Origin of the sequence: Rhodanobacter umsongensis (genome assembly GCF_042654965.1) — a bacterium.
Lineage (GTDB): Bacteria > Pseudomonadota > Gammaproteobacteria > Xanthomonadales > Rhodanobacteraceae > Rhodanobacter > Rhodanobacter umsongensis.
On the sequence record NZ_JBHSMK010000009.1, the window covers coordinates 188,037 to 200,229 of the forward strand.

Here is a 12,193-nt window from a genome sequence, read left to right on the forward strand (position 1 = left end):
GCGTCTCCTTACTTGCGCTTGCGCGGGATGGTCCGCGACTTGGCGACGGTCGCGGGTCTGGCCTTGCTGGCCGCCTTGCTGGCCACCTTGCCCGCCCGTTTTGCCGGCGTCTTCGGAATGGCCTTCTTTACTGCCGAAGCCGACGGCTTCTCCCGAGCAGTCTGCTTCGCCGCCGGGCGGCCGGCGAGCTGCCTCTTCAACGCGGTTACTTCGCGGCGCAACGTCATGATTTCGTCGGCGCGGTCTTCGGTGGCCGGCCCCCGGCTGGCACGGAACTCGCGGCGCAAAGCCTGCAACCGTTCCCCGAGACTCGATACTTCGGTGCGCGTCGGCATGCCGAGTTGCCGGCACATCTGTTCGGTTTGTTGCTGCTGCATCTGGCGCACGCGCATCTGCGTGTTGACCATCTCGCCATAGGCTTCGCGAAACTCATCGGACAACGCGATTTCGGCATACGACTCCTCCGCCGCGTCCACCCACAGGTCATACAACGCCTTCAACGAATCAATCTGGCGCCCGGGTTCTGCATGCTCGGCCAGCTTGTCCTGCAGACGTTGCATGCCCTGCGCGTTGGCACGCTGGATCAAGGACTGATAGCGTGCCGAGGCCTGCAATGATTCCAACGCAGCGGCAGCCATCGCCTGCTGCTGCATCTGCTGCTCGCGATTCTGGCCAAAGGTCGGCACCGGCCCATGCGTGCCCGGCAGATCGCCGAAACCGCTGTGCTGCGCCGCCTGCATCCAGGATTGCCATTGATGCGCAAAGCTTTCCGCGCCGGCGCTGTCGATACCACCAAATGCCTGCGCAAACGGCTGGCCGGCTGCGCCGAACATCTGCTGCAACTGCTGGCGCCAGTCAGCCGGCTGGGCCGCCGCGCCGCCTGTGGCTGCGGCCTGCATCCAGTCAAAATATCCTTTGAGGCCGGACAGCGTACGCTCGAGTGTATCGTTGCCGGAAGCGGGCGCTGGCGGCGGCGCAAAGAATGGATTTGCCGCCGCAGGCGACGGCTGCAGCTGTTGCAGCTGGCGTGTCCACGCGTCCCAGGACTGCTGTGCCAGCGCCTGATAATCCCTGATGAAATCATTTGCCGGATCGGCCATCGGTACGTCCTCGCCCAGGGTTCCGAACATCGTAGCAAAAGCGTGCTGCACAAGATCGCCCATGCCCCTGACGCACAAGGCCCGGCATGAGCCGGGCCTTGTGGAATCGCTTTACCGGAAACTCAAGCAGTGGCGCCGCTGGCGCGCTCGTCCTCGGTCACGGCCTTCATCGACAACCGGATGCGGCCCTGCTTGTCCACTTCGAGCACCTTGACCTTGACGATGTCGCCTTCCTTGAGCTTGTCGGAAACCTTCTCGACGCGCTCGTCGGAGATCTGCGACACGTGCACCAGACCGTCCTTGCCCGGCATGATCGTGACGAATGCGCCGAAGTCCATCAGCTTGGCGACCTTGCCCTCGTAGATGCGACCCGGCTCGACGTCGGAAACGATCTGCTCGATGCGCTTCTTGGCCGCTTCGCCCGCCTCGCGATTGACCGAGCCGACGATGATGGTGCCGTCGTCGCTGATGTCGATCGTGGTACCGGTTTCTTCGGTGATGGAGCGGATCGTGGCGCCGCCCTTGCCGATCACTTCGCGGATCTTGTCCGGGTGGATCTTGATGGTGATCAGGCGCGGGGCGTACTCGCTCATCTCCGTGCGGGCGGTGGTGAGCGCCTTGCTCATTTCACCGAGGATGTGCAGACGACCGCGTTTGGCCTGTTCCAGCGCCACCTTCATGATCTCTTCGGTGATGCCGTCGATCTTGATGTCCATCTGCAGCGCGGAAATGCCGTCGGCACTGCCGGCCACCTTGAAATCCATGTCGCCGAGATGATCCTCGTCGCCAAGGATGTCCGACAGCACGACGAAGTCGCTGCCTTCCTTGACCAGGCCCATGGCGATACCGGCCACCGGAGCCTTCAGCGGCACGCCGGCATCCATCATCGCCAGCGAGGAACCGCAGACCGAGGCCATCGACGAGGAACCGTTGGATTCGGTGATCTCCGAGACCACGCGCACCACGTAAGGGAATTCCTCGATCGTCGGCTTGACCGCCTGCACGCCACGCTTGGCGAGGCGGCCGTGGCCGATCTCGCGGCGCTTCGGCGCGCCGAAACGGCCGGCCTCACCCACCGAGAACGGAGGGAAGTTGTAATGGAACAGGAACGGATCCTTCGACTCGCCCCCCGGCGCATCGATGATCTGGGCATCGCGCGTGGTGCCCAGCGTGATGACGACCAGCGCCTGCGTCTCGCCGCGGGTGAACAGCGCGGAGCCGTGCGTGCGCGGCAGCACGCCGACACGGGCGGTAATGGCGCGCACGTCGTCCAGCTGGCGGCCGTCGATGCGCACCTTGGTCTTCAGCACGCTGTCGCGCATGGTGTGATACTCGAGCTCGCCGAACTCCTTCGACAGCTCCCCCGACGCCCAGGCGTTTGCCTCGGCCTGCGCCTTCAGCTCAGCCAGCACGTCGGCCTTGATCGCGGAAATCGCATCGCGGCGCTGCAGCTTGTCGCGCACCTGGAATGCCTCTGCCAGCTTGTTGCCGACGGCGCCCTTGAGCGCGGCAACCAGCGACTCGTTGCGTGCCGGTGCCTGCCAATCCCACGACGGCTTGGCTGCCTCGGCGGCCAGCTCGGCAATCGCGCGGATCGCGGTCTGCATCTGCTGGTGGCCGAACATCACCGCGCCGAGCATGACGTCTTCGGACAGCAGCTTCGCTTCCGACTCCACCATCAGCACTGCACCGGCGGTGCCAGCGACGACCAGGTCCAGCTCGGAGGTCTTCAGCTCGGTCGCGGACGGGTTCAGCAGGTACTTGCCGTTGGCATAACCGATGCGGGCGGCACCGATCGGACCCTTGAACGGGATACCGGCGAGGCTCAGCGCAGCCGAGGCGCCGAGCAGTGCGACGATGTCGCCATCAACTTCCGGATTCAGCGAGACGACCTGGGCGATGACCTGCACTTCGTTCTTGAAGTCTTCCGGGAACAACGGACGCACCGGACGATCGATCAGGCGCGAGGTGAGCGTTTCCTTCTCGGTCGGGCGGCCTTCGCGCTTGAAGAAGCCGCCGGGAATTCGACCGGCGGAGTAGAACTTCTCGACGTAGTCGACGGTGAGCGGGAAGAAATCCTGACCTTCCTTCTGCTTGGTGGCCGCCACGGCGGTGACCAGCACCACGGTGCCGCCCATGCTGGCCATCACCGCGCCGGACGCCTGTCGGGCAATTTCGCCCGTCTCCAGCGTGACTTCGTGACTACCGTACTGGAATGACTTGGTTACTTTTGCCACGTTGATGTACTCCTCGTCCGGTGGATTAGCGGCGCAGGCCGAGGCGTTCAATCAGGGTCTGGTAGCGCGCAAGGTCGCGATCTTTCAGATAGCTGAGCAGGCGCTTGCGCTGGTTGACCAGCTTCAACAGACCACGGCGGGAATGGTGATCCTGCTTGTGCTCCTTGAAGTGGCCGGTGAGATGGTCGATGCGGGCGGACAGCAGCGCCACCTGGACTTCGGTCGAGCCGGTATCGTTCGGCACACGGCCGAAATCAGCAATGATCTTGCCGGTCTGTTCTGCGGTAAGAGACATGGGTATACGTTTCCTTGGAAAGGCGATGCGAAGCTTGTGCTTGCATCATCGCGATGACGCAAGCACAAGCTTCGCCTAGATGAATGAAAGCGTTGAAATAACTTGCCTATTCTACTGATGGGAGCGGTGTCACAACAAGTGCGCAGCGGAAAATTCGTCACTCCGGCGGCAGGTTGAAGCCGCGCAGGATGCGCGCGCGACCGTTGTCGTCCGGCTCCAGCAAGGCCAGCAATGCGCCGTCGCTGGAAAATGCCGCGCATCGCCCTGCCTCGAGCAGGCCTGGCAGCACGATCTGCTGGCCGCGGGAGATCGCCATGCTTTGTGCTTCATCCAGCCGCAGCACGGGCAGGTCGGACAGCGCAGCGGACACCGGCATCATCCACGCCAGCAGGCATTCGTCGCCCCGCTCCGCCGCCTGTTGAAGCTGGTCGATCGTCACCATGCGCGGCTCCCGGAACGGCTCGACCCAGATGCGCCGCAACGCGGTCAGGTGCGCGCCGCAACCCAGACTCTCGCCCAGGTCCACTGCGAGTGAGCGCACATAGGTGCCGGAGCCGCATTCCACCAGCAGCTGCAGCGTGTCGCCGTTGCGCGACAGCAGATCGAGCCGGTGCACGTCCACTTCACGCGGCGGCACGTCGACCATTTCGCCACGCCGTGCTTTCGCGTACAGACGCTCGCCATCCTGCTTCAGCGCCGAATACATCGGCGGCACCTGCAGGATACGGCCGCGCAGCCGGGCCAGCGCAGCCTCGACGGTGACCACGTCCAGTTCCGGCACCGCGCGCCGCTGCACGACATCACCTTCGCTGTCGGCGGTATCGGTGCTGATCCCAAGCTGGCACTCGGCAACATACGCCTTGCGCGCGCCGAGCAGGCTGCCCGCGAGCTTGGTTGCCTCGCCGAAGCACAACGGCAGCAAGCCGGTGGCCAGCGGGTCGAGCGCACCGGTATGGCCGCCCTTGGCTGCCCGCAACAGCTTGCGCACGGCCTGCAGCGCCTGGTTGGAACTCAGGCCCGGCGGCTTGTCGAGCAAGACGATGCCGTGCAGGTCACGGTGCTGGATACGCGGCAGACGACTCATCGGTTCGGCGATACCCAATGTGACCGTTCAGTCCTGCTTGCCGCCGCCCGGCGGCGTCAGATCGCGCGCCTGCTGACGCAGCAGCGACTCGATGCGCTCGCCCTTGTCGACCGAGTCGTCGTACTTGAACTTCAACTCCGGCACCCGCCGCATGCGCATGCCGCTGTGCGCCAGCGAATGGCGGATCTCGTGGCCGATGGCATTGAGCGCCTTCACCGCCGGCAAGCCCTGCTCAGGCAACATCGCGGTCACCCATACCGTGGCCCAATCCAGATCCCGGGTGATCTCCACGTCCGACACGCTGACCGACGGCAGCCCGTGATCGCGCACCGCCGCATGCACCAGCAAGCCGAGCTCGCGGCGCAACTCGGCGCCGATGCGGTCTGTACGTTTGAAATCGCGGGAAGGCATAGGACTGGAAATCAGATGAGAAAAGGGAACGGGGAACGGGGAATGGGGAATGGGGAATGGGGGAGCTTCTCAGCTCTTGTTCCCCATTCCCGTTGTTGGCGCTACAACGTCCGCGCCACTTCGGTGCGTTCGAAGCACTCGATCTGGTCGCCCGGCTTGACGTCGTTGTACTGCTTCACGGCAATACCGCATTCCATGCCGTTGCGCACTTCGTCGACCAGCTCCTTGAAGCGGCGCAGCGATTCCAGCTCGCCTTCGAAGATCACCACGTTGTCGCGCAGCACGCGGATCGGCTTGCTGCGCTTGACCGTGCCTTCGGTGACCATGCAACCGGCCACCGCGCCGAACTTGGAGCTGCGGAACACGTCACGGACTTCGGCGGTGCCGATGATGTCCTCGCGTACTTCCATGCCAAGCAGGCCGGTAGCCGCCTGGGTAACCTGATCGATCACGTCATAGATGATCGAGAAGTAGCGCACGTCCAGACCCGCCGTCTCGATCACCTTGCGCGCGGATGCATCGGCGCGCACGTTGAAGCCGATGATCAGCGCCTTCGAGGCCGCTGCCAGCGTGGCGTCGGATTCGTTGATGCCGCCAACGCCGGACGAGACCACGTTGACCCGGACCCGCTCGTTGCCGATCTGGGTCAGCGACTCGCGCAACGCCTCGACCGAACCCTGCACGTCGCCCTTGACCAGGATGTTGAGCGTCTGCTGCTCCACGCCCTGGCCCATCTTGGCGATGATGTCCTCGAGCCGGTTGCTCTTGCTGACCATGCGCGTTTCGCGGCGCTTGAGTTCACGTTCCTGGGCAACCTCACGGGCCAGGCGCTCGTCCTCGACGCAGACGAAATCGTCGCCGGTTTCCGGCACGCCGGACAGGCCAAGCACCTGCACCGGAATCGACGGGCCGGCTTCGGTGACCTGCTTGCCGGTTTCGTCGATCAGCGCACGCATGCGGCCGTACTCGATGCCGCAGACGATGAAGTCGCCCTTGCGCAGCGTGCCCTGCTGCACCAGCACGGTCGCCACGGGTCCACGGCCACGATCCAGGCTGGATTCGATCACCACGCCAGAGGCGCGGCCATCGGCCACGGCCTTCAATTCCATCACCTCGGCCTGCACCGAGATCGCATCGAGCAGATCCTCGATGCCTGCACCGGTCTTGGCCGACACCGGAATGAACTGGACGTCGCCGCCCCAGTCTTCCGGCACCACTTCGTACTGCACCAGACCCTGCTTCACGTTGTCCGGGTTGGCGCCGTCCTTGTCCATCTTGTTGACCGCAACGATCAGCGGCACCTTGGCGGCGCGCGCATGCTTCACCGCTTCTACGGTCTGCGGCATCACGCCATCGTCCGCGGCGACCACCAGGATCACGATGTCGGTCGACTGCGCGCCACGGGCGCGCATCGAGGTGAACGCGGCATGGCCGGGGGTATCCAGGAAGGTGATGACACCCTTGGACGTATCCACGTGATACGCGCCGATGTGCTGGGTGATGCCACCCGCTTCGCCGGAAGCGACCTTCGTGCGCCGGATGTAGTCGAGCAACGAGGTCTTGCCGTGATCGACGTGGCCCATGATCGTGACCACCGGCGGGCGCGTGATCTTCTCGCCTTCCAGTTCGACGTTCTGGGTGTGTGCCGCCAGCGTCTCCTCGGCGTTGTTCTGGCTGTCGGCAACCGGCGTATGGCCGAGTTCCTCCACCACCAGCACGGCGGTGTCATGGTCGATGGTCTGGTTGATGGTCGCCATCACGCCCATCTTGAACAGCGCCTTGACCACCTCGGAACCCTTGACCGCCATCTTCTGCGCCAGCTCGGCAACGACATTGGTGTCCCCGACGACCACCTCGCGCACCACCGGAGCAGTAGGGCGCGAAAACCCGTGCGGACCGCTGGGCGGGTTGCCGCCACGGGACATCATCTCGCGACCGCTGCTGCGACCGGGCTTGCCGCGCTTGCTGCTGGAGGATGAGCGACGCGCACGATCGGCCTCGCTCAAATGCATCTGGCCGCCAGCGAAACGCTTGGCGCCCTCGCGACTGTCCTTGCCGCCAGCACTGCCCGCATTCTCGTTGCGTTCACGCGCATGCTTCGGTTTGCCGCGGCTTGCATCGCCAGCGGCGGCCGGCGCAGGCGCAGCGGCACCCGCCGTCAACGGCGCGCGCACGGCCGGTTTCGCCGGGGCGACCACAGGTGGCGCCACGACAACGGGCTTGACCAGTTTTTCGCGTTTGCGCGGCTCATGGATGCGCGGCAGGATCATGCCAAGGTCGCGCTGATCCATGCGTTGCACGGAACCGGCGCCATCGTCGACCAGGTCCGACACGGCCGCCTCGGCGACCGGTTCCGACGGTGCAGCCTCGGCACGGGTGTCGGCGATCGGCTCGGCGGCAGGGGCCACGTGGGCCTGACGCTGTGCCTTCTCGTCTTTGCGCTGCTGCTCGTCGAGCGCGCGCTGCTGCGCCTCCTCGTGACGGCGCTGCTCGGCATCCAGCCGATCCTGCGCTTCCTGTTCGCGCTGCTGCTGCGACTCCTGCAACTTGCGTACGGCGTCCTCGCGCTCCGGTTCGGCGCTGGCTTCCTCGGCGATCACGCTGCGCTTGACATAGGTGCGCTTGGCACGAACCTCGACGTTGACCGTCTTGGCCGTGCCTGCAGTACCGCGCCCGCCCGGCGTGGCCACCTTCAGCTCGCCCACCGTGCGGCGCTTGAGGGTGATCTGGCGTGGCGCGCTGTCGTCGACCTCGGCGGCGGCTTCGCTCTTGCCATGCGTGCGCCGCAGGAAGCCCAGCAGCTTCACTTTTTCGGTGCTGCTGATGACTTGCTCCTGATCGGAGAATTTCATGCCCGCCTCGCCCAGCTGCGTGAGCAACCGGTCGACTGGCATGCCCAGCACCTGGGCGAGTTGTTTGATCGTGACGTCCGACATCGTGTTCTTTGCTCCGCCGTTCCCGCGCTTATCATCAGTGCGACATTATCCATGCCGCCACCTCCATCCATGGTGAAAGGCTTCTTAAAGCCCTTCTCGGCACACCCGTCCAGGGTGCCGCCGTTCGCGGTTAGCCGCCTTTCTCCAGCCGCGCGATCATCGGTGCACGTGCCGCCATGATCAGTGCTGCAGCGCGTTCCTCGTTCATCCCTTCGATATCGATCAGGTCATCCACCGCAAGATCCGCCAGATCGTCGACCGTACTCACTTCGCGCGCGGCCAGTGCATAAGCCGTCGGCTCATCCATGCCTTCCAGCGCCAGCAACTCGTCGGACGGCTGATGTTCGTCGACGCCCTCCTCCACCGCCAGTGCCTCGGTCAGCAGCGCATCGCGGGCGCGGGCGCGCAGCTCCTCGACGATGTCTTCGTCGAAACCTTCCACGGCCAGCAGCTCGGCGCTGGGCACATAGGCGATTTCCTCGACGCTGGAAAAGCCTTCCTGCACCAGGATGACCGCGATCTCCTGATCCACTTCGAGCTTGTCCATGAACAGCTGGCGCGCGGCCTCCTGCTCGGACTCGCTCTTGGCGGTGACCTGATCCTGCGTCATCACGTTGAGCTGCCAGCCGGTGAGCTTGCTGGCCAGGCGCACGTTCTGGCCGCCGCGACCGATCGCCTGGGACAGTTTGTCTTCGGCCACCGCGATGTCCATCGAGTGCTTTTCCTCATCCATGATGATCGACTGCACTTCGGCCGGCGCCATCGCATTGATGACGAACTGCGCCTGGTTCTCGTGCCACAGGATGATGTCGACGCGCTCGCCGTTGAGGTCGTTGGACACCGCCTGCACGCGCGAACCGCGCATGCCGATGCACGCGCCGATCGGATCGGTGCGGCTGTCATGCGCCAGCACGGCGATCTTGGCGCGGTCGCCCGGATCGCGGGCGCAGCCCTTGATCTCGACCAGGCCCTGGCCGACTTCCGGCACTTCCAGCTTGAACAGCTCGATCATGAATTCCGGCGCGGCGCGTGACACGAACAGCTGCGGGCCCCGAGCCTCGGAACGCACTTCGTAGAGATAACCGCGAACGCGGTCGCCGACGCGGGCCGATTCGCGCGGAATCGTCTTGTCGCGGGGGATGAACGCCTCGGCATTGCTGCCCAGGTCGAGGTAGATGTTGCCTCGCTCGACGCGCTTGACGATGCCGGTGACCAGCTCTCCCACGCGATCGGCGAACGCGTCCACCACCTGCTGGCGCTCGGCTTCGCGCACGCGCTGCACGATCACCTGTTTGGCGGCCTGCGCGGCGATACGGCCGAACTCGGCGTTCTCGACCTGCTGCTCGATGTACTGGCCCACTTCGGCGTCGGCGCGCTCGTCCAGCGCATCCATCAGGCGCAGCTGATAGGACGGCGACTCCATCTCGCCATCGTCCGCAATGATCTCCCAGCGGCGAAACGTCTGGTATTCGCCGGTGTTCTGGTCGATGGATACGCGGATGTCGGGCTCTTCATCGGGATAGCGCTTCTTCGCAGCCGAGGCCAGCGCAGCCTCCATGGCCTCGAAAATCACTTCTTCCGGCACGCCCTTTTCATTGGCGACCGCGTCGACGACCAGCAAAAGTTCTTTGCTCATTGCAGCAACTCCATAGGCGCCCAGTGGCGTCCGATCGATTAGCTTTTGCGTTCATCCCTGAACGCCAGTATCAAAAGCGGCCATCCGTGGCCGCACTATTCAATTTTCACTCAGCCCGCTTCTTTCCAGGCGCCTTGCCACCGGGCTTGGGTTGCGGCGCATAACCGAGCGCCACCCAATCCGGTACCACGCGTGCGCTTTCCACCAGCGCATGCTCGAACTCAATGGTCTTGCCCTCGGCTTCGAGCGTGATCCGCTCACCTTCCACCGAGCTCAACATGCCGCGCAGTCGACGCCGTCCGTCAAGAGGCGCCTTCAGCACCACCTTCACTTCCTGCCCGCAAACCCGCGCAAACTGCGCGGCGGTGAACAGTGGCCGATCGATGCCCGGCGAGGAAACTTCCAGCACGTAATTGCCGGGGATCGGATCCTCAACATCGAGCAACGCGGACAATTCGCGACTGGCGGTCTCGCAATCCTCGATGCCAACCTCCCGCCGTTCGCCGTCGGGCGCGCTCTTGTCCAGCAAGTCCAGGTAGATGCGCAGGGTACTCTGCCCTTGCGAAGGGTTGAACTCCACCCCAAGGCACTCCAGGCCCAGATCGGCCAGTACCCCGGTGAAGCGTTGTGCCAATGCCTTTGTATCCATGAGTTCACGTTCCGCGTGTCGCCGTGTCTGAACGACGGAAACAAAAAATGGGCTCCAACGGCCCATTTCCTTATTCCGCCGATGTTCCTCTCCGTCCGGAGCCGTCCGCCACCGGCGCCTGACCGCGATCCGGCATGACGCATCCGTGCGCCCAACAAAAAAGCCTCACTAGGAGGCTTTCTTGCACCAAGAAAGATCTGGTAGCGGGGGCAGGATTCGAACCTGCGACCTTCGGGTTATGAGCCCGACGAGCTGCCAGACTGCTCCACCCCGCATCAGAGTCCGAAGAGTTTAGCGGGGTGGCCGGTTTCTTGCAAGCCTAAAACACCCACATTCCCGCCGAAGTTGCGCGAGCCTCGGTGTTCCGGCGGCCACGCGGGCAGGAATCAAAGCCCGAACGCGCGGCGGCACCAGGAAAGCAGCGGACCCCAGTACACGCCCAGCACCAGCAACGACAACGCGTTCAGCGACAGCACCACGCGCAGCGGCTTGTCCGACTGGACACGCAGCGTGCTGCCCTCAACCGGCGCATCGAAGTACATCACCTTGATCACGTAAAGGTAGTAATACAGGCCGATGATGGCAAACACGATGCCGACGATGGCCAGCCACAGCATGTCCGCATGGATCGCCGCTTCGAGCACCAGCACCTTGGCCCAGAAGCCGAACAGTGGCGGGACGCCGGCCAGCGAAAACATGGCCAGCAGCATCACGAATGCCATCCACGGCGACCTCTGGTTGAGGCCCTTGAAGTCCGCGATCTCCTCGCATTCGAACCCCGCGCGGCTCAGCGCCAGCATGACGCCAAACGCGGCCACACCCATCAACGCATAGCAGATCGCGTAGAACATCGCCGCGGCATACCCTTCGGGACCTGCCGCGGCAAGCCCCAGCAGCAGATAGCCCATGTGCGAGATGGTCGAATACGCCAGCATGCGTTTGAGATTGGTCTGCACGATCGCGACGAGGTTGCCGATTGTCAGTGACAACACCGCCAGCACCGCGAGCATCAGCTGCCAGTGGTGCGCCAGATCGCCCATTCCCGAATCGAGCAGGCGGTATGCCATGCCGAAGGCGGCCAGCTTGGACCCCGAGGCGATAAAGGTTGTGACCGGCGTCGGCGCGCCCTGGTAGACGTCGGGAATCCACATGTGGAACGGCGCCGCACCGAGTTTGAAACCGATGCCCACGATCATGAAGATCAGGCCGAACAGCAGCAGGGTCGGCGCCGTGGTGTAGCTCAGCACGTTGTGCAGCTGAGCCAGGTCAAGCGTCGGCGTACCACCCATGCCGGAGGCACCGTAGACCATCGACATGCCATACAGCAGCATGCCCGAGGCCAGCGCGCCCAGCACGAAATACTTGATCGCCGCCTCCGGTGGCAGCTTGGCATCCCGATTCAGCGCAACCAGCGCATAGGAGGACAGCGACAACAGCTCCAGCCCCAGGTACACGGTAACCAGGTTGCCGGCCGAGACCAGCAGCATGATGCCGATCACCGCGAAGATCATCAGGGTGTAGAACTCACCGCTGACCAGTTTGCGGTCGATCAGGTAGGGACGCGCGTAGACGAACACCATGGCGGTGGTGCCCAGCGCGAACACCTTGAGGATCTCGGCCACGTCGTCGCGCACGAACATGCCGCCGAACGCGGTCATCGCCTGTTCCGATTGGCCGACAATCACCAGATAGATGGCCACCAGCAACACCACGATGGATATCCAGTGCAGCAGCGGTCGCTGCGACGGCTTCATGAAGGCGTCCATCAGCAACAGCAGGCACGCCGCCGCCACCAGATAGAACTCTGGCAAAAGGATCAGGATGTCATTCAAGGTTGGCATGTTC

At 64.1% G+C, this 12,193-nt stretch carries 9 protein-coding genes and 1 tRNA gene; all 10 read right to left on the reverse strand.

Translation table 11 applies throughout. The features are described 5' to 3' along the window. Positions 1 to 8: 8 nt before the first annotated feature. Positions 9 to 1,130, reverse strand: coding sequence for a poly(R)-hydroxyalkanoic acid synthase subunit PhaE (locus ACFPME_RS13495; protein ID WP_377306165.1), 1,122 nt, complete (start codon positions 1,128 to 1,130; stop codon positions 9 to 11). A gap of 92 nt (positions 1,131 to 1,222) precedes the next feature. Then, entirely contained in the window at positions 1,223 to 3,337 is a 2,115-nt protein-coding gene (pnp, locus tag ACFPME_RS13500; protein ID WP_377306167.1) for a polyribonucleotide nucleotidyltransferase, read from the reverse strand. A gap of 25 nt (positions 3,338 to 3,362) precedes the next feature. Continuing rightward, positions 3,363 to 3,632 carry a 30S ribosomal protein S15 gene (gene rpsO / locus ACFPME_RS13505; protein WP_007513234.1) on the reverse strand — a complete coding sequence of 90 codons (270 nt, stop codon included), beginning with the start codon at positions 3,630 to 3,632 and terminating at the stop codon, positions 3,363 to 3,365. A gap of 157 nt (positions 3,633 to 3,789) precedes the next feature. Next, a complete protein-coding gene (truB, locus tag ACFPME_RS13510) occupies positions 3,790 to 4,716 on the reverse strand; it encodes a tRNA pseudouridine(55) synthase TruB (protein WP_377306170.1) in 927 nt (308 codons plus the stop codon). A 27-nt stretch (positions 4,717 to 4,743) separates the two neighbouring features. Then, entirely contained in the window at positions 4,744 to 5,127 is a 384-nt protein-coding gene (gene rbfA / locus ACFPME_RS13515; protein WP_377306172.1) for a 30S ribosome-binding factor RbfA, read from the reverse strand. A 101-nt stretch (positions 5,128 to 5,228) separates the two neighbouring features. After that, the gene (gene infB, locus ACFPME_RS13520) at positions 5,229 to 8,063 is read right to left on the reverse strand and encodes a translation initiation factor IF-2 (RefSeq protein ID WP_377306174.1); all 2,835 of its coding nucleotides are present in this window, start codon (positions 8,061 to 8,063) and stop codon (positions 5,229 to 5,231) included. A 130-nt stretch (positions 8,064 to 8,193) separates the two neighbouring features. Continuing rightward, positions 8,194 to 9,699, reverse strand: a complete 1,506-nt coding sequence (gene nusA, locus ACFPME_RS13525; protein ID WP_377306176.1) for a transcription termination factor NusA — start codon at positions 9,697 to 9,699, stop codon at positions 8,194 to 8,196. A 106-nt stretch (positions 9,700 to 9,805) separates the two neighbouring features. Continuing rightward, positions 9,806 to 10,348 (reverse strand): ribosome maturation factor RimP, encoded by a 543-nt coding sequence (locus ACFPME_RS13530; protein WP_377306784.1) that lies wholly within the window; start codon positions 10,346 to 10,348, stop codon positions 9,806 to 9,808. Between the two features lie 198 nt (positions 10,349 to 10,546). Next, a tRNA-Met gene (locus ACFPME_RS13535) sits at positions 10,547 to 10,623 on the reverse strand. Positions 10,624 to 10,734: 111 nt separating this feature from the next. Beyond that, positions 10,735 to 12,189, reverse strand: coding sequence for an NADH-quinone oxidoreductase subunit NuoN (gene nuoN / locus ACFPME_RS13540; RefSeq protein ID WP_377306178.1), 1,455 nt, complete (start codon positions 12,187 to 12,189; stop codon positions 10,735 to 10,737). Positions 12,190 to 12,193 lie beyond the last annotated feature (4 nt).

What these genes read in the sequence shown, in the direction of transcription:
- ACFPME_RS13495 (WP_377306165.1), bottom strand. Translation starts at nt 1,130, where the DNA reads ATGTTCGGAACCCTGGGCGAGGACGTACCGATGGCCGATCCGGCAAAT.
- rpsO (WP_007513234.1), bottom strand. Translation starts at nt 3,632, where the DNA reads ATGTCTCTTACCGCAGAACAGACCGGCAAGATCATTGCTGATTTCGGC.
- truB (WP_377306170.1), bottom strand. Translation starts at nt 4,716, where the DNA reads ATGAGTCGTCTGCCGCGTATCCAGCACCGTGACCTGCACGGCATCGTC.
- rbfA (WP_377306172.1), bottom strand. Translation starts at nt 5,127, where the DNA reads ATGCCTTCCCGCGATTTCAAACGTACAGACCGCATCGGCGCCGAGTTG.
- infB (WP_377306174.1), bottom strand. Translation starts at nt 8,063, where the DNA reads ATGTCGGACGTCACGATCAAACAACTCGCCCAGGTGCTGGGCATGCCA.
- nusA (WP_377306176.1), bottom strand. Translation starts at nt 9,699, where the DNA reads ATGAGCAAAGAACTTTTGCTGGTCGTCGACGCGGTCGCCAATGAAAAG.
- ACFPME_RS13530 (WP_377306784.1), bottom strand. Translation starts at nt 10,348, where the DNA reads ATGGATACAAAGGCATTGGCACAACGCTTCACCGGGGTACTGGCCGAT.
- nuoN (WP_377306178.1), bottom strand. Translation starts at nt 12,189, where the DNA reads ATGCCAACCTTGAATGACATCCTGATCCTTTTGCCAGAGTTCTATCTG.